Origin of the sequence: Intrasporangium sp., from assembly GCF_035688975.1 — a bacterium.
In the GTDB taxonomy this organism is placed as follows: Bacteria; Actinomycetota; Actinomycetes; order Actinomycetales; family Dermatophilaceae; genus CALMNV01.
Genome location: NZ_DASSMH010000031.1, coordinates 1 through 22,293, shown reverse-complemented (window position 1 = coordinate 22,293; position 22,293 = coordinate 1). Strand labels below are relative to the sequence as shown.

25 protein-coding genes, 1 pseudogene and 1 riboswitch are annotated in these 22,293 nt (G+C 70.8%); of the genes and pseudogenes, 8 read left to right on the top strand and 18 right to left on the bottom strand.

The genetic code is table 11. From position 1 onward, the window contains the following. The 12 genes and pseudogenes from VFJ94_RS03465 to VFJ94_RS03410 all read right to left on the bottom strand — a co-directional run. A pseudogene (locus VFJ94_RS03465) lies at positions 1-340 on the bottom strand (hypothetical protein); the annotation flags it as partial. A 318-nt stretch (positions 341-658) separates the two neighbouring features. Then, positions 659-1,198 (bottom strand): flavin reductase family protein, encoded by a 540-nt coding sequence (locus VFJ94_RS03460; protein ID WP_325002795.1) that lies wholly within the window; start codon positions 1,196-1,198, stop codon positions 659-661. Then, positions 1,195-1,821 carry a PH domain-containing protein gene (locus tag VFJ94_RS03455; RefSeq protein WP_325002794.1) on the bottom strand — a complete coding sequence of 209 codons (627 nt, stop codon included), beginning with the start codon at positions 1,819-1,821 and terminating at the stop codon, positions 1,195-1,197. Before VFJ94_RS03455 ends, VFJ94_RS03460 begins: the two co-directional genes overlap by 4 nt. Before the next feature lie 5 nt (positions 1,822-1,826). Continuing rightward, positions 1,827-2,672: an ATP phosphoribosyltransferase gene (hisG, locus tag VFJ94_RS03450; protein WP_325002792.1), complete on the bottom strand. Its 846-nt coding sequence runs from the start codon at positions 2,670-2,672 to the stop codon at positions 1,827-1,829. 10 nt (positions 2,673-2,682) lie between these two features. Then, complete coding sequence (locus VFJ94_RS03445) at positions 2,683-2,946, bottom strand: phosphoribosyl-ATP diphosphatase (RefSeq protein WP_325002791.1); 264 nt, start codon at positions 2,944-2,946, stop codon at positions 2,683-2,685. Between the two features lie 59 nt (positions 2,947-3,005). Further along, complete coding sequence (gene ribH, locus VFJ94_RS03440) at positions 3,006-3,485, bottom strand: 6,7-dimethyl-8-ribityllumazine synthase (RefSeq protein ID WP_325002790.1); 480 nt, start codon at positions 3,483-3,485, stop codon at positions 3,006-3,008. Positions 3,486-3,546: 61 nt separating this feature from the next. Then, complete coding sequence (gene ribB, locus VFJ94_RS03435) at positions 3,547-4,776, bottom strand: 3,4-dihydroxy-2-butanone-4-phosphate synthase (RefSeq protein WP_325002789.1); 1,230 nt, start codon at positions 4,774-4,776, stop codon at positions 3,547-3,549. Continuing rightward, on the bottom strand, positions 4,773-5,399 hold the full coding sequence (locus tag VFJ94_RS03430) for a riboflavin synthase (protein ID WP_325002788.1): 627 nt from the start codon (positions 5,397-5,399) through the stop codon (positions 4,773-4,775). The genes ribB and VFJ94_RS03430 overlap by 4 nt, the downstream gene beginning before the upstream one ends. An 8-nt stretch (positions 5,400-5,407) precedes the next feature. Next, positions 5,408-6,529 (bottom strand): bifunctional diaminohydroxyphosphoribosylaminopyrimidine deaminase/5-amino-6-(5-phosphoribosylamino)uracil reductase RibD, encoded by a 1,122-nt coding sequence (ribD, locus tag VFJ94_RS03425; protein WP_325002786.1) that lies wholly within the window; start codon positions 6,527-6,529, stop codon positions 5,408-5,410. A 17-nt stretch (positions 6,530-6,546) separates the two neighbouring features. Next, positions 6,547-7,257 (bottom strand): nicotinamide mononucleotide transporter family protein, encoded by a 711-nt coding sequence (locus VFJ94_RS03420; protein WP_325002785.1) that lies wholly within the window; start codon positions 7,255-7,257, stop codon positions 6,547-6,549. A gap of 111 nt (positions 7,258-7,368) precedes the next feature. After that, positions 7,369-7,497, bottom strand: a riboswitch (FMN riboswitch). 65 nt (positions 7,498-7,562) lie between these two features. Beyond that, complete coding sequence (gene rpe / locus VFJ94_RS03415; protein ID WP_325002784.1) at positions 7,563-8,219, bottom strand: ribulose-phosphate 3-epimerase; 657 nt, start codon at positions 8,217-8,219, stop codon at positions 7,563-7,565. Positions 8,220-8,547: 328 nt separating this feature from the next. Further along, positions 8,548-9,240, bottom strand: a complete 693-nt coding sequence (locus VFJ94_RS03410) for a hypothetical protein (protein WP_325002783.1) — start codon at positions 9,238-9,240, stop codon at positions 8,548-8,550. 402 nt (positions 9,241-9,642) lie between these two features. On the opposite strand from VFJ94_RS03410, the gene VFJ94_RS03405 reads away from it, so the two are divergent. The 5 genes from VFJ94_RS03405 to VFJ94_RS03385 all read left to right on the top strand — a co-directional run bounded on the left by VFJ94_RS03405 (position 9,643) and on the right by VFJ94_RS03385 (position 13,672). Then, positions 9,643-9,876: a ribbon-helix-helix domain-containing protein gene (locus VFJ94_RS03405; protein ID WP_325002782.1), complete on the top strand. Its 234-nt coding sequence runs from the start codon at positions 9,643-9,645 to the stop codon at positions 9,874-9,876. Positions 9,877-9,879: 3 nt separating this feature from the next. Next, positions 9,880-10,194: a type II toxin-antitoxin system PemK/MazF family toxin gene (locus VFJ94_RS03400; RefSeq protein ID WP_325002781.1), complete on the top strand. Its 315-nt coding sequence runs from the start codon at positions 9,880-9,882 to the stop codon at positions 10,192-10,194. Positions 10,195-10,645: 451 nt separating this feature from the next. Further along, entirely contained in the window at positions 10,646-11,734 is a 1,089-nt protein-coding gene (locus tag VFJ94_RS03395) for a sensor histidine kinase (protein WP_325002780.1), read from the top strand. Continuing rightward, entirely contained in the window at positions 11,731-12,396 is a 666-nt protein-coding gene (locus VFJ94_RS03390) for a response regulator transcription factor (RefSeq protein ID WP_325002779.1), read from the top strand. The genes VFJ94_RS03395 and VFJ94_RS03390 overlap by 4 nt, the downstream gene beginning before the upstream one ends. A gap of 79 nt (positions 12,397-12,475) precedes the next feature. Continuing rightward, complete coding sequence (locus tag VFJ94_RS03385; RefSeq protein ID WP_325002778.1) at positions 12,476-13,672, top strand: hypothetical protein; 1,197 nt, start codon at positions 12,476-12,478, stop codon at positions 13,670-13,672. A gap of 385 nt (positions 13,673-14,057) precedes the next feature. Here the strand turns inward: VFJ94_RS03385 and VFJ94_RS03380 are convergent, their stop codons facing one another. After that, positions 14,058-14,873 carry an NAD(P)H-binding protein gene (locus VFJ94_RS03380; protein WP_325002777.1) on the bottom strand — a complete coding sequence of 272 codons (816 nt, stop codon included), beginning with the start codon at positions 14,871-14,873 and terminating at the stop codon, positions 14,058-14,060. A 93-nt stretch (positions 14,874-14,966) separates the two neighbouring features. Between VFJ94_RS03380 and VFJ94_RS03375 the strand changes: the two genes are divergently transcribed. Continuing rightward, on the top strand, positions 14,967-15,395 hold the full coding sequence (locus VFJ94_RS03375) for a helix-turn-helix domain-containing protein (protein ID WP_325002776.1): 429 nt from the start codon (positions 14,967-14,969) through the stop codon (positions 15,393-15,395). 514 nt (positions 15,396-15,909) lie between these two features. Here VFJ94_RS03375 and VFJ94_RS03370 read toward each other — a convergent pair. After that, positions 15,910-17,319 (bottom strand): PLP-dependent aminotransferase family protein, encoded by a 1,410-nt coding sequence (locus VFJ94_RS03370; protein WP_325002775.1) that lies wholly within the window; start codon positions 17,317-17,319, stop codon positions 15,910-15,912. Here VFJ94_RS03370 and VFJ94_RS03365 point away from each other — a divergent pair. After that, positions 17,318-18,253 (top strand): DMT family transporter, encoded by a 936-nt coding sequence (locus VFJ94_RS03365; protein WP_325002774.1) that lies wholly within the window; start codon positions 17,318-17,320, stop codon positions 18,251-18,253. The genes VFJ94_RS03370 and VFJ94_RS03365 overlap by 2 nt on opposite strands. A gap of 286 nt (positions 18,254-18,539) precedes the next feature. Continuing rightward, complete coding sequence (locus VFJ94_RS03360) at positions 18,540-18,881, top strand: AAA family ATPase (protein WP_325002773.1); 342 nt, start codon at positions 18,540-18,542, stop codon at positions 18,879-18,881. 420 nt (positions 18,882-19,301) lie between these two features. On the opposite strand, the gene VFJ94_RS03355 is transcribed toward VFJ94_RS03360, so the two are convergent. The 4 genes from VFJ94_RS03355 to VFJ94_RS03340 form a co-directional block, all read right to left on the bottom strand. After that, positions 19,302-19,430 (bottom strand): hypothetical protein, encoded by a 129-nt coding sequence (locus VFJ94_RS03355; RefSeq protein ID WP_325002772.1) that lies wholly within the window; start codon positions 19,428-19,430, stop codon positions 19,302-19,304. Then, positions 19,427-20,035, bottom strand: coding sequence for a hypothetical protein (locus VFJ94_RS03350; protein WP_325002771.1), 609 nt, complete (start codon positions 20,033-20,035; stop codon positions 19,427-19,429). The genes VFJ94_RS03355 and VFJ94_RS03350 overlap by 4 nt, the downstream gene beginning before the upstream one ends. Beyond that, complete coding sequence (locus VFJ94_RS03345) at positions 20,028-20,777, bottom strand: helix-turn-helix domain-containing protein (protein WP_325002770.1); 750 nt, start codon at positions 20,775-20,777, stop codon at positions 20,028-20,030. Before VFJ94_RS03345 ends, VFJ94_RS03350 begins: the two co-directional genes overlap by 8 nt. Positions 20,778-20,962: 185 nt before the next feature. Next, the gene (locus VFJ94_RS03340) at positions 20,963-21,877 is read right to left on the bottom strand and encodes a tyrosine-type recombinase/integrase (RefSeq protein WP_325002769.1); all 915 of its coding nucleotides are present in this window, start codon (positions 21,875-21,877) and stop codon (positions 20,963-20,965) included. Between the last annotated feature and the right edge of the window lie 416 nt (positions 21,878-22,293).

Sequence of the window (22,293 nt, the reverse complement as noted above, 5' to 3'; positions counted from 1 at the left end):
CACCCGGGGTGTAGACGAGCGGGCTCGTGAAGCGGTCGAACTGGGCCTTGATCATCCGGTAGTAGCCGTCGTCGCAGCGGGTGGAGCCGTTCTTGATGTCGCCGAGGTGGAAGGCGAGCTCCGGGTCGGCCGCGTTGATCTGGTCGACCCGGCGGGGGAAGGCCGCCACTTGGTCGGCACCGTAAGGCACGTCACCAATGACAGCGAAGGAGAAGTGGCCGGGCTTGTCCTGGCCGGGCCCTCGGGTGGCCGTGGTGGTGTCGGCGAAGGACGAGGTAGGGACGGTGGCCGTGAGGACGAGAGCGAGCAGAGACGCACCCGCAGAACGACGTGGGGACATGGGAGCTCCTGGGGAGAGACGACGGGCCGCTCCCACGCTGGCAGGGCCTCGGCTCGGCGGGGTGAACGCCGTCCGACCCGGCGATGAACGCCCGTCGAGGTCAAGGCGATGCGTACTGCCCTGGCACGCGGGCGTCCGCGAGGCGCGCCGAGCACCCGGACGACCATTGGTCCGGTCCGGGCGGCGCAACCGGGCCCTCCTGAGCACGCGGACCCCGGTGGGCGCCGAGCAATGGTCGTCCGGGTGCACAGGGGGTCCACCTGCAACGTGGCTAGTCGCAGGGGGGGCCTCGGCACCCACCGGGTGAGCTGCCGGGGGTCAGCCCCAGAAGTCGTCCCGGCCGTCGGGTGCCTCCCCGCGGGCTGCGGAGGTGCGTCGCTCGGTGACCGTGAAACGGCCGCGGTAGAAGAGCATCGGCCGGCCCGGCTCGCCGTCCTCGAGGCCGAGCACGCGACCGATGACGACGTCGTGGTCTCCTGCCTCGTGGACCTGCGCCACCTCACCGTGGACGCGCATGAGCACGCCGGGCAAGCTGGGGGCGCCGTGTGGCGACAGCTCCCAGTCCAGGCCGTCGTAGCGGCGACCCGTGGGCGAGCCGAAGCGGTCACAGAGCTCACGCTGCTCGTGCCGCAGGACGTGGACGCAGAACCGCCCGGTGTCACGGAGCAGGGGCCACGACCTCCCGGACCGCGACGCACAGAAGAGGACGAGCGGCGGGTCGAGCGACACGGACGCGAAGGACTGGCAGGCGAAGCCGACCGGGGCGCCGTCCGGCGCGAGGCCGGTCACGATGGTGACGCCCGTCGCGAAGTGGCCGAGGACCCGGCGCAGCTCCGCCGGCGGCGGGGTGGCGGTCACGCGTCGGCTTCCCGGCCGCTGTCGGGCCGGTCGTCCGACCCGGCACCCGGGCCGGCACCCGGGCCGGCATGCGGGTCGGGACCCCGGTCGGCATCCGGGCCGGTCGGTCCGGGTGACGTCCCCGGGGAGCGCTCGCCGAGAGCCTGCACGAGGGCCGCGAGCCGGGACGCCTCTCGGACCGCGACCGGGCCGTCCGCCTTCTGGATCGCCATGACCGCCACCGTGTCCGCGTCGGCGAGGTCGAGGCTGACCCACGGCTCTCCTCCGCCGAACTGCACCCCGACGATCTCGGGCCAGGTGATCGTGCGAGTCACCACGAGGTTGCGCACGACAAGGCCCTCACGGCTCGGCACGGCGACGATGGACGCGTACCGGTGGGCGAGCAGGGCGATGACGACGCCGATGGCGAAGAACATGAGACGGTCGGCCACGCCCCAGCGCGCCCCACCGGCGACGCCGGGAAGGGCCAGCGCGAGGACCGCGAAGAGCAGCAGCGCCCCCCACTGGCAGCCCAGGGCCACCGCGCGACCGCGACGCGGCCGGAACGCGGCGAACGCCGCCTCGGTCCCTCGCTCGTCCCGGGGGCGGGACGGCTGGTCGGGCGGCACGGGGTGCTCAGGCACGCTGGTCAGAGCCGGCAGGCGGCGATGTCGGTGACCAGGATGGCACGCGCGCCGAGGTCGTAGAGCTCGTCCATGAGCCGGTTGCGCCCCACGCGGGGCACCATGGCCCGGACCGCCACCCAGGCGTCGTCCTGCAGCGGCGACACCGTCGGCGACTCCAGGCCCGGCGTGAGGGCGCACGCCTTGTCGACGAGCTCCTTGGGGCAGTCGTAGTCGAGCATGACGTAGGTGCGGGCCGTGATGACCCCCGCGAGGCGTCGCTGGAGCACCTCGACGGCCTGCTCCTCACCCGGTCGGTCACCGCGGATCAGGACCGCCTCGGAGCGCAGGATCGGGTCGCCGAACACCTCGAGCCCCTGCGACCGCAGCGTCGCGCCGGTCTCGACCACGTCGGCGATGACGTCGGCCACCCCGAGGGTGATGGCCGTCTCGACCGCACCGTCGAGGCGCACGACAGAGGCCTCGATCCCGCGACCGGTCAGGTCGGCCTCCACGAGGCCCTGGTAGGACGTCGCGACCCGCTTGCCCGCGATCTCCTCGACGCGGGAGACCTGACCCGGCCGGCCGGCATACCGGAACGTGGACCCGCCGAAGCCGAGCCCCATGACCTCGACCGCCTCCGAGCCGGAGTCGAGCAACAGGTCGCGCCCCGTGACGCCGGCGTCGACCGTGCCGGAGCCGACGTAGACGGCGATGTCGCGGGGCCGCAGGTAGAAGAACTCGACGTCGTTGTCGACGTCCGCGACGACGAGCTCCTTGCTGTCGCGGCGGGTCCGGTAGCCGGCCTCACGGAGCATCTCGACGGTCGCGTCGGACAGGGCCCCCTTGTTGGGAACGGCGATTCGCAGCATGCGGGGGTCCTCAGAGGTGGGCGTAGACGTCGTCGAGCGTGATGCCCTTGGCGAGCATGAGCACCTGGAGGTGGTAGAGCAGCTGGCTGATCTCCTCGGCGGTCTCGTCGGTCGACTGGTACTCCGCGGCCATCCAGACCTCGGCCGCCTCCTCGACGATCTTCTTGCCGATGGCGTGGACGCCCGCGTCGAGGGCGACGACGGTGCCGGACCCGGCGGGGCGCGTCCGCGCCTTGTCCGCCAGCTCGGCATACAGCTGCTCGAAGCTCTTCACGGGGCCACAGCCTACGGGTCCGGCGAGCGCGTCCCGTGCGACGGTTCGGGGCATGGGCGCTAACGCGGTCGCCGCGCACCGACGGCGCGCAGCGTCACCGCCGTGGCGACCGCCGCGGTGGCCGCCTCGTGGCCCTTGTCCTCGCTCGACCCCGGCAGGCCGGCGCGGTCCAACGCCTGCGCCTCCGTGTCGCACGTGAGCACGCCGAAGCCGACGGGCGTGCGGGTGCGCACCGACACGTCGGTCAGGCCGGTCGTCGCCGCCGAGCAGACGTAGTCGAAGTGCGGCGTGCCGCCCCGGATGACGACTCCGAGCGCGACGAGGGCGTCGTAGCGCTCGGCGAGGGTCGCGCAGGCGACCCCGAGCTCGAAGGTCCCGGGCACGCGCACCACCTCGACGTCCTCCACGCCGCACTCCGTAAGGCCCCGGCGGGCCCCGTCGAGCAGCCCTTGCATGATCTCCTCGTGCCACAGGGCGGCCACGACCGCGACCCGCAGCCCGGTGCCGTCGACCGCGATGGCCGGCGCCCCGTCCCTCATGCCGTCTCCCTCATGCCGTCTCCCTCATGCCGTATGCCGTGGTCCCTCATGCCGTCTGCCCTCACGCGGTCTCCTCCTCGGTGCTCGGGCGCAGCACGAGGTCGTGGCCCATCCGTTCGCGCTTCGTCGCGAGGTAACGGGCGTTCTCGGCGAGCACCGGCGCGTGCAGCCGCTCCACGGCCACGACGTCGACCCCGTGCTGGCGCAGGGCCGCGACCTTGAGCGGGTTGTTCGTCATCAGGACGACGCGCTCGGCGCCGAGGTCGTGCAGGATGGCCGCGCCGGCGGCATACTCCCGGGCGTCCACCGGCAGACCGAGCGCGGTCTGCGCGTCCACGGTGTCCGCGCCCCGGTCCTGCTCCTCGTAGGCTCGCAGCTTGTCGACGAGCCCCACCCCCCGGCCCTCGTGACCGCCGAGGTAGACGACGACGCCCCCCTCGGCCCCGACCCGGGCCAGCGCCGACTGCAGCTGTGGCCCGCAGTCGCAGCGCAGCGAGCCGAACGCGTCGCCCGTGAGGCACTCGGAGTGCAGGCGGGTGAGCGTGGGTCCCCTCCCGAGGCCGCGGGGGCTGACGAGCGCGACGTGCTCGTCACCGGTGAGCCGGTCGCGGTAGGCGTGGGCGGTGAACGTCCCGTGCGCCGTGGGGATCCGCGTCGTCGCGAGCCGCTCGACGCGGTCGTGGCGCTGCCTCCAGGCGATGAGCGCCTCGATGGTCAGCACCGGCAGCCGGTGCCTCGCCCCGAGCTCGAGGACGGCCTCGAGCCGCATCATCCGCCCGTCGTCGTGGACGAGCTCGCCGATGACGCCGACGGGCGCGAGCCGGGCCAGCCGGGCGAGGTCGACCGCGGCCTCGGTGTGGCCCGGGCGGGTGAGCACCCCGCCGGCGCGGGCCCGCAGCGGCAGCACGTGGCCGGGGCGCACCAGGTCGGCGGGACGGCTCGCGGGGTCGGCGAGCACGTGGATCGTGCGGGTGCGGTCGGCGGCGCTGATGCCAGTGCCGACTCCCTCAGCCGCGTCGACAGAGACCGTGTATGCCGTGCGCAGCGGGTCCTGGTTGTCGGCCACCATGAGCGGCAGCGCGAGCCGGTCTGCCACCTCCCCCGGCAGCGGGGCGCAGAGGTATCCCGACGTGTGCCGGATCGTCCACGCCATCCACTCCTCGGTCGCCGTCTCGGCCGCGAGGACGACGTCGCCCTCGTTCTCGCGGTCCTCCGAGTCGAGCACGAGGACCGGCCGGCCGGCACACAGCGCCTCGAGCGCCTCCTCGACGGAGGCGAATCCCTCACTCATGACGTCGCCCTCGCATCGGCGTGGTGCGCACCGGCCGGGCGACCGAGGAGTCGCTCGACGTACTTGGCCAGGACGTCGACCTCCAGGTTGACCACGTCCCCGACGCCCTTGCGCCCGAGAGTCGTCAGCTCGAGCGTGGTGGGGATGAGCGAGACGGTGAAGCGGTCGGTCGTGACGGTTGAGACCGTGAGGGAGACGCCGTCGAGGGTGATGGAGCCCTTCTCCACGACGTATGCCGCCAGCTGCGGTGGGAGGTCGAGCTCGACCGTCTCCCAACGGTCCCCGGGCGTTCGGCTCCTGATCGTCGTCGTCGCGTCCACGTGCCCCTGCACGATGTGCCCGCCGAACCGGCCGTCCGCGGCCAGGGCCCGCTCGAGGTTGACGCGGTCACCCTCCGCGAGACCACCGAGCGAGCTGCGGCTCAGCGTCTCGGCCATGACGTCGACGGTGAACTGGGTCGCGTCGTGCTCCGTGACGGTGAGGCACACGCCGTTGACGGCGATGGACGCGCCGTGCCTGGCGTCGGACACGACGACGGGACCGCGGATCCGCAGGACCGCTGAGTCCGGGCCGCGCTCGACGCCGACGACGGTGCCAAGCTCCTCGACGATGCCAGTGAACATGGGTCTCCTCAGTCGGTCATGCCCCAGGGGTCGAGGTGCTCGGCGGCCGAGTACGACCGCGGAGCGCCCTGGGACAGGGTGGGGTCTGGCGTGTGGATAGCGGGGCGGCCCGTGATGCGCACGTCGGTGCCGATGACGCGGACGTCGGCGAGGGTGAGCCTGCGGATGTCGCTCATCGACGCGATGCCCAGGTCTGCCACCGCGTTGCGCCCTGCGCCGAGCAGCGCCGGCGCGAGGTAGGCGTACACCTCGTCGACGAGCCCGGCGGCGACGAAGGCAGCCGCGAGAGTGGGGCCGCCCTCCAGCCAGATGTCGCGGATCCCCTTCTCCCACAAGGCGATCAAGGCCACGTGCGGGTCGCGGGTGACGAGGTGCAGCACGTCCCCCGGGCCCTCGTGGACCCGCGCGTCGTCGGGGACGGCGCGCAGGCCCATCACGACCCGGAGCGGCTGGGTCGGCGCGAGGTCGCCGAGCGGCATCCGGGCCGTCAGCTGCGGGTCGTCGGCGAGCAGGGTGCCGGTCCCGACGACGACGGCGTCCCTCGTCGCCCGCAGGGCGTGCACGTCGGCCCGTGCCTCGGGGCCGGTGATCCACTGGCTCGTGCCGTCGGCGGCGGCGCTGCGACCGTCGAGGGTCGCCGCGAGCTTCCACGTCACGAGCGGGCGGCCGAGCCGGATGGTGCGGGTCCACCGCTCGTTGAGGACCGCTGCCTCGTCGGCGAGGACGCCGCCGACGACCTCGACTCCCGCCTCCCGCAGCAGCTGCCCACCACCGGCCGCCGCCGGGTTGGGGTCGGGCTGGCCGAAGACCACCCGGGCCACCCCCGCGGCAACGAGCGCATCGACGCAGGGGCCGGTGCGACCGGTGTGGGTGCACGGCTCGAGCGAGACGTAGGCCGTCGCGCCCCGCGCGCGGTCACCGGCCAAGGCGAGCGCGGCGGCCTCCGCATGGGGCGTGCCGGACCCGCGGTGGAAGCCTTCGGCGACCATGGTCCCCTCGGCGTCGACGATCACGCACCCCACGCGGGGGTTCGGGTCGGGCCACGGTCCGGCCGCCGCGAGCTCCATCGCCCGTCGCAGCCACCTCTCGTCCACGGTCTCGCCCGGGGTGTGAGCCAGCTCGTCGCTCATCGTCGGTCGCCGCCCTGTCAGTGCGCCGCCGCGGCGGCGAGCTGCGGCGTCGGGGCCTCGGCGCGGCTCGCCCGCACCCACACGAGGAAGCCGTAGCCGACGAAGCCGGCGTAGACGGCATACAGCACTGCGGTCGGAAGATAGCCCGAGTGCACCAGCAGCGGCACCCCGACGAGGTCGACGCCGATCCAGGCCAGCCAGAACTCGTTCCACCCCCGCGCCATGGCGTAGGTCGCGACCATCGACCCGAGGAAGATCCACGCGTCGCACCAGTAGTACCAGCGGGGCGCCGGCCAACCGGCGCCGACGGCGGCGAAGGCCTGCTGCGCGACGACGACGCCCCCGAGCCACACCACACCGAGGACCGCGCGCTCGCGCGTCGTGGCCCACCGCGGCGTGATGGCGGGGGCTGCGGTGTCGCGGTGGGTCGAGCGCCGCACCTGCTCCCACCGCCACCAGCCGTAGAGGCTCGTGAGGATGAAGAAGACCTGGCGTCCCGACTGCCCGAAGAGCGGGGCCCGTCCGTCGGCGGCGTCGAAGGTCACCGTGATGTAGACGAAGAAGAGGAGCACGTTGCCGACGATGCCGACGGGCCACGCCCAGACGCGGCGCCGGAGGCCGCCGATCGCCGACGCGAGCCCGAAGAGGACCCCGACCACCTCGAGCCAGCGCAGCTCGTAGGCCCCCAAGGGGATGCCGGCCCCGTAGAGCCACCGAAGAATGTCCATGGATGGTGCGGTCCTTGCGTCGTTCGTCTGGGCGGACGAGCTCCGGGGACTGCTCCGGTCTTGCGCCCCGCCGACGCGTCGCCACGTCGCCGGGTCGACTCGGCGACCGGCCTCGTGCTGCCTCCCATCCGGACTTTCACCGTCGGTCCCGGAGTTTCACCAGGTCAACCGGCCGCTGGCTGCGGTCGGGTCGTGGACTGTCACCACCGGTTCGGAGTTGCACCGACCCCGGAGCACGTAGCCGTCAGTATGCCACCGTCCCGGGGGCGCGGACAGTCGGCCCCACACCCAGGCAGGTGCTCGGCTCAGTGCACGTGGGTCGACACCAGGGCCCGCAGCTCCTCGATGGCGGCCGCCGCGTCCTCGGCCCCGTAGACCGCCGACCCGGCCACGAAGACGTCGGCGCCGGCCTCGGCGCACTGCTCGATGGTCGTCGCGCTGACGCCCCCGTCGACCTGCACCCAGATCTCGCCTCCGTGCCGCTTGATCGCCTCGCGGACCTGGCGCACCTTGGGCATCTGGTCGACCATGAACGACTGCCCCCCGAAGCCGGGCTCGACCGTCATCACGAGCACCATGTCGAGGTCGGCCAGCAGCGGCTCGTAGGGCGTGAAGCTCGTCTCGGGCTTGAGCGCCATGCATGCCCGGGCCCCTGCGGCGCGCAGCGTCCGGGCGAGCCGGCGGGGGTGGCGGGCTGCCTCGATGTGGAAGGTCACCGACTGGCAGCCCGCCTCGGCGTAGAGCGGCGCCCACCGGTCCGGGTCCTCGATCATCAGGTGGGCGTCGAGCGGGATCGGGCTCACCCGCAGCAGCGCCTCGACGACGGGTAGGCCGAGGGTCAGGTTGGGCACGAAGTGGGCGTCCATCACGTCGACGTGCGCCCAGTCCGCGTTGCTGACCCGCCGCAGCTCCTGCTCGAGGTTGGCGAAGTCGGCCGCGAGGATGCTGGGCGAGATCTGCACCGGCCCAGCGTAGTTGACGCCCCGACCTCGCTCCGCAGCCACTGAGCCCTCGTCGGGGAGGCGATTCGCGCGACCGGCCGGGGCACGCGTGCGGGTCGGCGGTGGGCACAGTGAGCACCCGTCAGTGATATTTCACCTACGCCGGTGACGTATCGCCTCCCCCGGCGACTTTCGATGACGTCCGTTGGAGGCGCGCACGGAGCGGGCCTGCTGGTGGATGACGAGGGCAGGTTGCGGCGCACGCCACGGCATACCGGGTGATCGCCCGCAGCTCGTCCATCCTCACGTCGAAGTCGCCCGAGCGTGTCTGCATCTGCACGAGCCTCGCTCAGGCGTGACCGCTGAGCTGGGCCAGACGGTCCGCGAGGGCATCGACCATGGCGCTGGCTCCCTTGGCCGAGATCGCCGACCTGCGGTCGCCGCCCTGGCTGGACACCGGGAGCACATCGATCGAGAGCTTCGCGCCGCCCGCCAAGGCCCGCAGCGCGTCGACCCTGTCAGCGAACGGCGTGCCGCTGCCCGGCGAGTAGTAGCTCACGGCCTCGTTGACATCATCGGGGTAGAGGTCGGTCTTCGTCACGGCGATGACGAGCCAGATCGGCTTGTGCCGGCGGACCGCCATCGAGGCGATTCGGTGTGACGTGATCGTCCAGTCCTCGAGCTCTGCGGCGAGCTGCTCCTCCCGGGTGGCGGTCGCCGCACCTGTGGTGCCTGCGGCCCGCCGCGGTGTGGCGTAGCCGTTGGCCACCACATGGATCACACCGTCGACCGGCTCGTCATGGAAGACCTCGTCGAGGGCCCCGAGTCGGGTCGCCGCGTTGTCCCCCGGCACCACCAGGAAGCGGAAGCCGTGCAGCCGGGACGAGAGGCGGGTCCGACGTTCCATCACCGCCGAGCCCACCTCCGCCACGCCGTCGTCGGAGGCGCGCCGTGTCAACCGGTCAACGAGCTGGCTCTTGCCGACGCCGGTCATTCCGGTCACGGCCACCATGGGGAAGCGGCTCCGGAACAGCCGGCTCATCCGCTCAGGAGCCGACGCGAGACCGGTCAGCACACCGCCGGCGACGGTCGCACCCAAGGCAGCGCGACTCGAGCTCGGCAGAATAGTCCGGATCCGGGATGGTGTCTGAGACACGGAGCCTCCTTCGGCGTGGGGGTCGGGAGCCAGTGGGCAAACCGAGCCTACGTTCCGTCGCTCAGAATTCGCGCATACCGGTGAGGCCGGCCCCTCGACCACGACCCCGGTCTTGCATGACAGGGTCGACCGGATCGCGCCGCTGGCAGCGGTGTCCCGAACGGTCCATGGACCGCGTCCTCAGCAACGATCGCGGGTCCGCGACGCTGTTCCGCGATGCTGGATCTGATTCTTGGGTACCGGAGGACATGCATCCCATTCTGGGATACACGGAGGTACCTTGAGTGTATGAGCACCCAGATCGCAGTCCGCCTGCCTGACGAGATGGTGGCCTTCCTCGATAGCGCCGTGGCGGCGGGCGAGGCGCCGAGCCGGGCAGCCCTCGTCGCGTCAGCGGTGGAACGAGAGATGCGCCGACTGGTCGCGGAGCATGACGCGCGGATTCTGGTCGCCCAAGGCGCGGCGGACGACCTCGACGATCTCGTGGAGTGGACCCGAAGCCACCTTGGGGTCGAGGACTGATCGGTGCGAGAGATCTGCTTGGTCCGCCTCGACAAGACGCGACCAGCGCTCGTCCTGACCCGGCAAGCTGCTCGGGTTGCGATGACCAAGGTGACCGTGGCACCCATCACCGGCACCATCAAAGGGTTGTCTAGCGAGGTCCCGGTGGGGCCCGGCAATGGGCTGGACCATGACTGCGTGGTCTCGTTGGACAACGTCCTCACCGTTTCGGTGGACGTCCTGGGACGCACCGTGGGGTATCTCAGCCCTGCACAAGAGAAGCAGCTGGCGCGCGCGGTAGTCCTGGCCTATGACCTCGACGTGCCACTTCTCGAGTAACTCCCGGCGGCCTGTCCAGTCGTTCTCGAAACCCCTCGAGATCGAGCGTGGGTCAGTTGAGCGTCTCGACGAGCCCGCGGTAGGTCTGCTGCGAGCAGCGCCCCCGAGGGGGTGCCCCTGACCTCGCCCTCGATTCGGCAGCTCCCGGTAACTGTCTTCGGGGACCGCCGCACGGCTGGGCGGCGAAAGGACGCACCTCGCGCGACAGTCACATGCACGAGCGCACCGGCCGCGTGGGCGGGAAGGCGATGCGTGTCTGCAGCGATGCCGGACGTGTCGTCGTCATGGCGGCCCTGTCGGGGCTGTTCGGCTGGGGGCCCGGCATACTCGAGGGCGCGGACGGCGGGAGCGGATCCCGACGTGCATACGCTGGAGCACGCTTTGAGTCGGAGTCCGTTGCTCCGGCTGGGCCCTGGTTGACTCGGCTGGCGGCGGCCGCGACATTGGGACGGTGAACCGGGCGCTGCCGATGTTGGCCGTAGCAGCGTTGCTGGTGATGCTTGTTGAGGCCGCTCCCAGTGGTTCGATCCTGCCGGCTGGTGCTCTCGGGGTCGGCTTCGTGGCTTGGTCGGTGGCCGGCTACCGCTGGGCGCTCGGCCGGGGCCGGGTGGCTGCGGTCGGCTACCTGACTGTCGCTCTGACGCTCGGGTTCGTCGTCTTCAGCGTCGCTGGGCCCGGAGTCGGCAGCACGCTACTGCTGCTGGTGGTGGTCGTGCAGGCCGTCATGCTGTTACCGCTCGGCTGGTCGGTCGTGGTCGCCGTGCTTGTCCCGTTGGTCCACGTCGGGATGCCCATGGTGGACGCGCTGCGACAGGTCATCAGCACCGGGCTCGCGTGCGCCTTCGCCTTCGTCCTTGCCGCCCTGCATCTGCGTGAGCAACGGGCCCGCGCGGAACTTGCCGTGGCCAACGGCCAGCTGCGCGAGCTCAGCGCACAGGCCGAAGAGCTGGCGACCATGCGGGAACGTACACGTGTGGCCCGGGACATCCACGATGGGCTCGGACACCACCTCACGGTGGTCGGTATGCAGGTCCAGGCCGCGCGAGCGGTGCTGAGCAGCGACCCCACCAGGGCCGACAACCTGCTCATCCAGGCGGAGGACCAGGCGCGTCAAGCGTTGACCTCTGTCCGCGAGTCGGTAGCCGCCCTGCGCGAGGCGCGGTCAGCCCAGCGGCTCTCGGATCAGCTGAGAACCCTTGCTGCCGAGGGTAGCTCGGCCGGCCTATCCGCCTCCGTGGAGGTCGAGGGATCGGAGCGCCGGCTCGACAGCGACGTCCAAGAGGCGCTCTACCGTGCCGCTCAGGAGTGTCTCACCAACATCCACAAGCACGCGAATGCCCATGCCGCCGTGCTCCGGCTGGCGTACCGGCCCAACTCGGTGAGTCTGGAGGTCCGCGACGACGGGGGTGGGCTCGGGGGTAACGGCGGCGGGTTCGGGCTGGTCGGCATTCGTGAGCGAGTCGATGGTCTGGGCGGCTCGCTCACCATCGAGTCGACGCCGGGCACGGGCGTGGCTGTCTGGGTCGAGGTCCCGGGATGAGCGCCGATCGGCCGGTGCGCGTGCTCGTGGTCGACGACCAGACTCTGTTTCGGGAGGCGCTGACGACGCTTCTGGAGGTGCGCGAGGAGGTCGAGGTCGTGGGCGCCGCGGGGGACGGGGTTCAGGCCCTGGCGCTGGTGGCCATGCTGCGACCCGACGTCGTGCTCATGGACCTGCGGATGCCCGTCCTCGACGGCGTGGCCGCGACGCGCCGGTTGCGCGTCGAACATCCCGAGGTCCGCGTGCTGGTCCTGACCACCTTCGACGGCGACGACGAGGTCTTCCCGGCGCTGCGCGCCGGCGCCGTGGGCTACCTGCTCAAGGATGTCACCGCGCCCCGGCTGCTCGATGCTGTGCTGGCGGCGGCTCGCGGTGAATCCGTGCTGCAGCCCTCGGTCGCAGCCAAGGTCCTCGCCCGATTGAGCCAGCTGCCTGACCTTCCGCACCAAGCGCGCCCGCAGCCACTCGTCGACCCGCTCACCCACCGCGAGCTCGAGGTCCTCCGGGCACTCGCAGACGGGTTCAGCAACCGGGAGGCCGCCGAGCGCCTCTACCTGTCCGAGGGCACCGTCAAGAACCACGTCACCAACGTGTTGGCCAAGCTCGGCGTCCGCGACCGCACGCAGGCCGCCTTGCGGGCTCGTGAGCTCGGCCTGCTCTAGGGGTCATGCCACACACGTGACCTGGTCCGTGACCTCTGGCACGTCCGGAGCCCACGCCCGGGAATCGACCATTGTCGGCATGACCACCTTCACGACCCTGTATGCGGACCTCACGCCTCGCGCAACGGTCCGCCGGCTCCTCCGCTCACGGCCCGGTCGCTTCCTCGCCGCCTACCTCGAGATGACCCTCGCGATGGTCGTCGGCATGGGCCTCTTCGGTGCTGTCTGGGACAGCGTCTGGCCCCGCCTGACCGAGCGGCCGGACGCCATGGCCCTGACCATGGCGTTCGACATGACCCTCGGCATGGCCGCCTGGATGTGGGTGCGACGGCATGCAGCCCGCCACATCGCCGAGATGTCGGGCGTCATGGTCCTGCCCTTCCTCGTCCTGCTGTGCCCCTACTGGCTCGGCGTCCTTCCCGGCGACGCGCTGCTCACCTGGGGTCACGTCGCGATGTTCGCTCTGATGGCCGCCTACCTGGCGTGGCGACCGCACACCTCCAGCACCACCGCAGCTCTCACTCGGACTCTCACCCGGAAAGGTCACTCACCCAGCTCGCGTGCTGCTCGTATCTCCTCCGTGCTGCTCGTCGGCGGCGCGGGCTTGGCGGTCGCCGGAGGCATCCTCCATCCGCACGACGAGCCTCCGAACTCCCACGCGGCCGTGTTCACCGAGTACGCCCACAGCACCGACTGGGTGTGGGTCCATGACGTGCAGTTCGTGTCGGCAGCCCTGGTGGTCGCAGGGTTCCTACTCCTGGGGCGCGCCCTGCAACGACTCGGCTCCGCGCCGGCCCTCGTGCGGCTCGGCGACGCGGCCGCAGCCGCGACCGTGGCACTGATCGCCGTCAACATGGCCGTGGACGGCATCGCCCTCAAGCGCGCTGTCGACGCCTGGGCGGCCGCGCTGCCGGAGGACCGGGCATCCCGATTCGCCACCACTGAGGCCGTCCGCTGGCTGGAGTGGGGTGTGAACTCGTTCTTCACCATCCTGCTCGGTCTCACCCTCCTGATGTTCGCCGCAGCGCTCCTGCGCTCAGGGCACCTCGGAAGTCGCGTCCGACTGGCCGGCGTCGCCGGAGCTCTCGCGGGCGGGCTCCTGATCCTCAACGGGTTGGCCGTCGGCGCACACGGCTTCGAACCAGACGCACTGCCTCGCGTCGCGAGCGGCCTCTACATCGTCATGGCGCTCGGCATCCCACCTTTGGACCGAGCAATCATGGCTGCAGCAACCACCCGATCGCCAGCCTCCACGGACACGCTCGTCCCCAGGTGACCTCGGTCCGCAGAACGAGCCAGGGACCTGCCCCCTGGTTCGTTCTGCTACCCCGACGACACAAGCGAAACCGCTAGCCAAGAGCCAACCAGTGAGATGACGGACGAGACAACAACACCACCTTGCCAACTTGCCCAGGCGAGTGGGCAGTCTGGTGGAGTCGGCCTGGGGCGCGTCGGATCATCCCGTCCCCGCGCACGATCCGGGTCTTGGCCCCTGAGAGCCGCAACCCGAGCGGAGCGAGCACCTGAGCGATTTCCTCGCGCAGGCCGGGCAGGTGGTCCTCGGTCCCGTCGGTTTCCATGGCGCGTGCAGGCGTTCGTCGAGCACCGCCAGCGCGATGTTGGCCAGCAGGGGGAAAAGGATGCCGCCTTGCGGCGTGCCTTCAGGCTGGCTGGGGCGATTGGAGCCACGCCGCGGCCGCAGCAGCCTCCACACCGGGGTGCGGGTCACGGCCGAGGAGTCCGGTCAGGTCCGAGCCGTGGTCAGCCAGGAAGCCGTGACGGACGGACGTGGCGATGCTGGCCAGCATGGGCGGTTCGAACGGAAGCAGCGCCGGCGAGGCCAGGAGCCGTCGGCGGTACTCGCCCAGAGGGAGATCCTGGACCGGGGCGTCGAGTTCGCGGGCGATGTCGCCGACCGTGAACGGCGGGCCGGTCAACTCATACACGCTCCCGGCGTGGCGGCCCGGCGCAGCGGCGACGCGGGCTGCGGCCAGGGCGAGGTCGTCGCGCGTCGGGGCGGCCACATGGCCATCGCCGAAAGGTGACTGCAGGCCGCCCTCGTCCCACAGCAGCAGCGCGCCCACGAGCTCGGCATACAGCCCATTGCGCATGATGGTCCAGTCCAGTCCACTGCGGCGCAAGGCTCGCTCGGTGGCGCGGTGGGCCAGGGCGAATCCGAGATGGTCACCGGCGCCGACGAGGCTCGTGTAGAGCACGTGGCCGACGCCGTCACGCCGCGCGGCCTCGAGCACGGCCGAGTGCCGGGCGAGGACGACGTCGTCCTCGGCATACCCCGCCGACACGAGCACCAGCGTCTCGACGCCGGTCAGGTCGAGGGCGGCGGGCGAGTCGAAGTCCAGGGTGCGGCCCCCGCTGGCGGGGCTTCTGCTGCCCTCGGTGACGTCGGCTCCCGCCGCGTGCAGGTGGGTGATGATGCGGCGTGCCAGCTGGCCGCTGGCGCCGGTGACAAGGATCATGTGGTCTCCAAGTGTGGTTCTCTTCAGTAACCTGCTTGGCTACCGGGCCCTGATCCTTCGCCCCGGCGGGGGAGGCCACAAGGAGGCACTTTCATGTCAGCGACGAACACCGAGGTAACCCTGCAGGCCAGCGGGCAAGTGGCCCTGGTGGAGCCGTGCGGACAGGTCGACCATCCGGACTGCGGCATCCGCGAGGTCCTGGACCGGGTCGGGGACAAGTGGTCGGTTCTCGTCATCGTCGAGCTGGCGTCCGGGCCCAGGCGCTTCCGCGAGCTGCAGCGGGCGATCGACGGGATCTCGCAGCGCATGCTCACCCTGACGGTCCGACGGCTCGAACGAGACGGACTTGTCCTGCGACGCGTCTACGCCACCGTCCCGGCCCAGGTCGACTACCGACTCACCGACACCGGCGCGAGCCTGACGCACCTGGTCAAGGCCCTGGCCGACTGGTCCCTGGCCAACCGCGACACCATCGCGGCCGCACGCGCCGAGTACGACGCGCGCCCCTCGGCCGAGGACTGACGCGATCGGTCCCTCGCCCGAGAGCCATCCCACGACCCCAGGACCTCACACCCGTCAAGCCAGACGAGTCGCGACCGACCGCGGGCCCAGCAGCGTCCCTGGGCGAGGCAGCCGTCGCGGCCGCGCAACCGCTGCAGGTGGCCGCCGGGTGTGCCGCGAAGGCACCAGGGACCGCCATCGTCGACCAGCGAGCTCCGACCCTTGGGTCGAGGAGCAACTGGTCGCGTCCCTACGTGATGGGGCGATCGACGCTGACCGATGTCGTCAGCACCACCTCAGGCAACTCGTCGGACATTCGGCGAACATGGCTCCGTGCAGCACGCGGCGTATGCCGCCCGCGGTCCTCGTATGCCGTCCGCGGTCCCCCGCGGCCGGGTGCAGAGGGCTCAAGCGCCTGTCTTGCACCCTCGTAGCGTCGGGAACACACGTCTTCCGCGCGGCATGATCGGTGAGCCGCTCGGGCGGGTTGGCGCGGGGGTGCGTGGTCCCTCGGAAGTGAGTGAGTGTCCCGCAGTCAGTGAGTGTCCCTCAGAGCCGCACCAAGAACGTGGCCTGCTTCGGGGTAGCGGGCTGGGTCTTCCCCGGAGTAGTTGAGCCGGATGAACGGGCCGGAGGGTTCGGCGGGGAACCACTCGCTCCCTGGGGCGATGATCAAGCCGCGTGTCTCGCACTCGCGTACCAGGTTGTGGACGTCGGTGCCGTCTGGGAGTCGAACCCAGAGGTTGAGGCCGCCGGGCGGGACCTGTTGTACGTCGAGCTGCGGTGCGCCATCGCGAAGGCTTTGCAGGAGCAGGTCGCGCCGGTTCCGGAGCTGGTGTCGCATGGTGCGCAGGTGGGTGGTCCATCCGGGTTGGGTCACGACGTCGAGCGCGGCCGCCTGGAGGAGGCCGCTGACGTACATGGTCTCGCCGGCGCGGTCGGCCAGGATGCGGTCGCGTGCCGGGCCTCGGGCGATGACGGCGGCGACGCGTAGGGCCGGGGAGACGCTCTTGGTGAGGGAGCGCAGGTAGATGACGTGCCCGTCGCGGTCGTGCCCGACGAGGGGGTGCGGGTCGGCGTCGATTCCCAGATCGTGGGCCCAGTCGTCCTCGATGAGGAAGGCGCCCCTGCTGCGAACGATGTCGAGGACGGCCAGTCCGGTCTCCGGGGACCATTGCGCTCCAGTCGGGTTCGCGAAGTTCGGCTGGGCGTAGAACGCCCGTGCGCCAGTGGCGGCGAACGCGCGCTCGATCTCGTCCGGGTCCGGACCGTCCGGCCCGCTGGGGACCGGGATGAGAACGACGCCGGCCTGCTCTGCCGCGAGGATGGCGCCCCAGTAGGTGGGCGACTCGATGATCAGGGGCTGCCCGGGCCCGACCAGGGCACGGAAGATGGAGCTGAGCCCGCTCTGGCTGCCTGCGATGACCAGCGGGTCGCGCGCGGACGGTGGCGCGACTCCCGGTGGAGCGGACGTGGCGACCTGGTTGGCGAACCAGGCTTGTAGCTCGGGCAGCCCGGCGGACGGTGACCGGGTCAACGCTGCCTCGCTGCGGGCCACGCGGGTGAGCGCGCTGCGCACGAGCCGCTCGGGCAGGAGCTCGCGTGCCGGATAGCCGGAGTGGAGCTGGATGGCGTCGGGGACCGATGCGCGTTGCGTCGCGGACAGGCCGCTGGCCCGGGAGCGGGGCGTGCCCAGCGCCGCGGTCTGCCAGCCGAAGTCGGCCGGTCGCGCGGTGCGCACGGTGCGGACGAAGGTGCCCACGCCAGGACGGCTCTCCACGATCCCTAGCGCCATCAGCTGCCGCATCGCCTTCTGCACCGTGACCGGGCTCGCGCCGTACTGGGCGACCAGCGCGCGGTTCGAGGGCAGGCGGGCGCCCGGGGGCGCCGACGCGACCCACACACGAAGTGCCTCAACGATCCGGCTTGCGCTATCGTGTTGCATGGAGCCTGACAGTAGCGCTATCGCGCCAGCGCGACGAGCGCTATCGCAGCATCCGGCTCGGTTCGGCGTGGGGTGGGGGCTGATCGGCATCGCGGCCTTCTCGTTCACGGTGCCCTTCACGCGCGTCGCCGCCCATGACGGGCTGTCGCCCTTGTTCATCGGGTCCGGCCGCGCGGTCGTCGCCGCGGTGCTTGCCGTGGTCGCTCTGGCGGTGACCCGACAAACCCGCCCGACCAGGGCCCAGTGGGTGCGGTTGGCGGTGGTGGCCGGCGGGGTGGTGGCCGGGTTTCCGCTGCTGACCTCGTACGCGCTGACGACGGCGCCGGCTAGCCATGGCGCGGTGGTCATCGGCCTGCTGCCGGCGGCGACCGCAGTGATGGCGGTCCTTCGTGGCAAGGAGCGGGTGTCGCGCACGTTCTGGGTCTTCGCGGCGCTCGGAACCGCAGCCGTGGTCGCGTTCGCTGCTCTTCAGAACGGCGGCCTGGGTTCCCTGCACTGGTCGGACGTGCTGCTGTTCGGGGCCGTTGTCGCGGCCGCGATCGGCTACGCCGAGGGTGGGCTACTGGCCCGCGAGCTGGGCGCGTGGCAGACCGTGTCGTGGGCGCTGGTGCTCTGCGCCCCGCTGATGGTCGTCCTGACCGTCGCGTCCGTGACCCAGGAGGCGCCGAACGGTAGGCCCGTGCAGTGGCTCGCGTTCGCGTACCTGTGCGTCGTGTCGATGTACCTGGGGTTCTTCGCCTGGTACCACGGCCTGGCCATCGGGCCAATGGCCCAGGTCAGCCAGGTGCAGCTCGTCCAGCCCGTCCTGAGCATCCTGTGGGCGGCCCTGCTCCTGCGCGAGCAGCTCACCTGGCCGACGATCCTGGGCGGGTTGGTCGTCATCGCCTGCGCCCGCTTCGCGGTCCGGGCGCGCCTGGGAACGCGTGTCCGCTGATGTGGCGGTAGCTGCGATCACCCGCATGTCCCCGACAAGTGGCTAGCGCTCATCGGCGTGGGTGAAACTTCGCCCGGCCGCAACGCGGCGGAATGCGGCAAGTCCTTGAGTGCGCGGATCGGGCGGGCAGCTGACCGTGCTCGATGATCATTGGGCCGCTCGGAATGGAGGTGCCCGTGGCGCGACCCACACTGTTCCTGATCGCAGGCCTGCCCGGTATGGGGAAGACCACAGAGGCACGGCGGATTGAGGTCGATCAGCATGCCCTTCGCCTCACGAAGGACGAGTGGATGAACTGGGCGTCAACGTGGTCCTCGACTTTGGCCTCTGGGGCAAGGACGAGCGCTCAGCCCTCCGGCAGGCGGCGGCCGATCTCGGTGCCGCCGTGCAGCTGCGCTACTTCGAAGTCACGCCAGCCGAGCAGCGGAAACGACTTGACCAGCGCCACGCCGAAGAGCCGCACACGACCTGGCACATGTCTGATGTGGAGCTCGCCGAGTGGGCCGCCACCATCAGCATCCCGACGCCCGGGGAGCTCGACGGCAGTGAACCGATCGACGGCCCCCCGGCCGGATTCGCGACTTGGGACGATTGGCGCAGGCATCGCTGGCCACCATCGATCTGCTGAGACGTCCCTCCGCAGCCCTCGTCCACCTCCGCTCCGCTACCGGCGCCCGACTGGCGGCGCTTAAGACGCGCCTGGCCAGCCGCTGCTCATGGAGTGGAGAGAAGCAGTCCCAGATGCCGTCACCCTGCTCGTTCGAAGTCGTGCAGCAGGTCTTGGGCGTCGAAGTGACGCACCGGGTGTCCCCATGGCAGGCGTCCGCGCCAGAAGGTGTCAAGCCGTCCACGGGGATTGCAGACGTTGGTCGCCGCCCGACACCGCGTCACCTTGATTTGGTATTTGCGCGGTCCTCGCCCTGAGGAGCGTCGATATAGGACAGGCTGTCCTGGAGCGTGATCATCAGCCTGATGGTGACGAGGAAGATGATGATGATGATGATGATGATGAAGGAGAGATGGACAAGGAAGTGGACGTCATAGCGGCTCAGCCGTTGAGCCTCGCCGCGCGCTCGAGTCGCTCGAGGGCCTCGGCGGCGTTCTCCGCGGCCATTGCGGAGTCGTCTTTTCGGCAGCAGATGAGCATTTTGCGCAGCCGTGCGCGGTCCTTCTTCACCAGTTCAGTCTCCCGGAAGTCGCGAGCCGATATGAGGCTGGCCAGCACGACGAAGTCGGCGCAGTGACGCGCGATGGCCCTGTCCGAGGCAATCTCGGTTCGGGCAGCTGCCTTTGCCACAAGGGCTCCGACGAGGTTAGGGCGCAGCACCGTGCCGGTTCGGTCCTCAGCCAGTACAAGGACGGGCTCGCTACGGTTGAGGGCCTGAGTGGTGCCGGGCGAGGGGATGGTCGGGGCGCCCCGGCGCCGGTGGTGGCGGCGGCACGTTCGCCGACGCCTTCGGGGATCAGGACGTCGATCTGGGCAAGGTCGCGACGCCAGCGGTGCTGGATGCCGTCACCGGAGATGTCGGCGGTGAAGCCCAGGTCCTTCAGCGCGCCGGTGAAGGTCGACAGGATCGTTGGGGATGCGCGGATGTTGACCACCGTGTCGACGTCGTTGGTCGGACGGGTAGGGAACACGCCGCGCTCGGCGCAGTGCAGATGCACCAGCTGACCGCCAATGAGAGTCCAGTTGGAGTTCACCTGCTCGTAGAGGTCCATCAGGGCGTGCCAGGACTGCTTCTGGGCCTCACTCAGGGCGGGTAGCTGCACGGCTTCAGCCACGGGTCGCTCCGACGACTCCTGCTGCACGGGCGACGAACCGGGAGTTCAGTTCGCCAAGGCAGCGGATAGCTTGGCTCTTCTCGCGTATGCCATCGTGCTCGGCCAAGTCGGCAGCGAGCGCGAGCGGGGAGCGAGCAACGTCGTCGAGTGCCTCGTGGAGCGGATTCGCGGGATCCGAGGGCACCACGTGCAGGATGACGTTGGCGCGAGAGCGCGCTGCCGGAGAGAGCAGGTAGTCATCGACGAGGGGGTTGAGATTGTCGGAGGACACATATCCTTCGGCCACGTCGCCGAAGGAGAGCCCCGACTCGTGCAGCGAGACACCGGAGAGGTGAAGACGGTTGTCTTTGCGGAGGTCCGGCAGGTCCCGCGGGGAAGCGGCGAACAGGGCTCGCTCGGCTCGGTTGCGCAGAGCCTTCACGATGTGGGCCGCGCCCTCCTCGAGGTCAGCCGAGGACCCGTGGACTAGCAGGTTCCGCAGTCGCGAGCGGGCGCGGGATCGGGCCGAGGGGCTGAGGCCAGAGGAAGCCTCGTCGCTAGCCGCGACTGCGAGCAGATCCCAAGCGGACTTCGCCGATAGCGGACGCCCCGGTCCTGCATGGTGCCTCATGCCACGCAACTCGTCCCTCTCGATGGCCCACTGGTTCCCGATCTTCTCAGCCGCCAGCGAGCCTTCTCGGATGCGCTGATGGACGCGCTGCGAGTGGACACCGAGCATCTCAGCAGCCTCGGCTACGCTCACAAACCTACCAGCCACATTGCGCCCTTCCTCTAGGCCCTCCTAGGTTTACGGTAATCATATTCGCTCTTATAGGTTTCATGCAACCATGAGTGAACCGGCGTGAGTGGAGGTCGCGTACCAGCGGCGTCCTACCTGGCTGGGAGGTGTCCCGAGGCTGGGTGGAATCGATGGGCAGCGGCGGGTGGTCACACTCCGGCGACGTAGGCGGTGAGGAAGTGGACGCCGTGGCGGTCGAGGTTGCCGCGGGCGCGGTCGTAGTGCTCGGTCGTGCGGGGGTCGGCGTGGCGGGCCAGGATCTGCGCATCGCGCAGGGGGACACCGGCGTCGAGGGCGTTGGTGATCGCGGCGTGCCGCAGGGAGTGCGGGCTGATGTGCCGGGGGATCGCGGCGGCCTTCGCGATCCGGGCGACCATGCGGTAGACGTCGCGTCGGTCGATCGGCTTGCCGGAGACCGGTCGCAGCACCAGCGGCCCGCTGGTGCGCTGGCCGCGGCACGCTTCGAGGACCCGGAGCACCGGGACGGTCAGCGGCATGGTGGCCGGCTTGTTGCCCTTGCCGACCAGGTGCAGCACCCGGTGGCCGCGCAGCGTGTCGGCATAGTCCTCGATCCGGACCGCCGCCGCCTCCGAGGCGCGCAGCGCGTTGATGCCCAGCAGGTACGCGAGCGCGCCGTGATGCACGGTGATCGTCTGAGCCACTTGGAGGAATCGGATCAGCTCGAGCCGGTCCAGGCCTTGGGTGCGGGACTCGTCGCGATGGACCTTGGGCAGCCGGGCGTAGACGGCCGGGTCCGCGGCGATCAGCCCGTCGATGTGGGCGAACCGGAAGAACCCGCGAACGCCGTGCATCATCGTTACGACCGTGGAGTCCATCAGGCCGCGGTCGCCGAGCCGGCGGATGTAGAGCTCGACGTGGGCCCGCTGGATCCCGCCCAACGGGTCGAGCCCGTTGCCCTCGCACCAGGCGAACCACTCCCGCAACTGGTAGGCGTACAGGACGTGCGTGTGACCGGAGTAACGGGCCAAGTAGGACACGGCCGCAAGCTGCGCGGTCGACATCGTGGCCGGCTGGAACGTCAGAACGTTGGAACGACTGGACATGACGTCACCTCACGCGGCGACCGTGGATGCCCAGACCCCGATCGCCGCCGTCGCGGCCGGGCTCGTGAACCCCTAAAACGCTAGCTCCCCTCCGGCGTGCAACCACGTCCGCTCGCGGAGTGACGCAGGTCGTGAGCGCGCTCATCGCGGCATGACCGGTTGTCGCGATGGCCAGCCTCGCGGCCGAGTCGGTCATGGTGCCCTCAGGGCCCGGTACCTGTCGGGCGGTGAGCCGGGTGAAGTTCGGCGAGTGTCGCTACGCGTGTGTGGCCCAGCGCCTGACGGGCTGCGGCGGCGTGTCCGTCACGCCAGCGACCCACCAGATTATTGAGCGGGTAAAGGCCAGCGCTTCGCCGAGCTCGCGCAGCAGCGGATACCCGTCCGAGGCCGGGTCGGGTGCGACTAGGGCGAGCGTC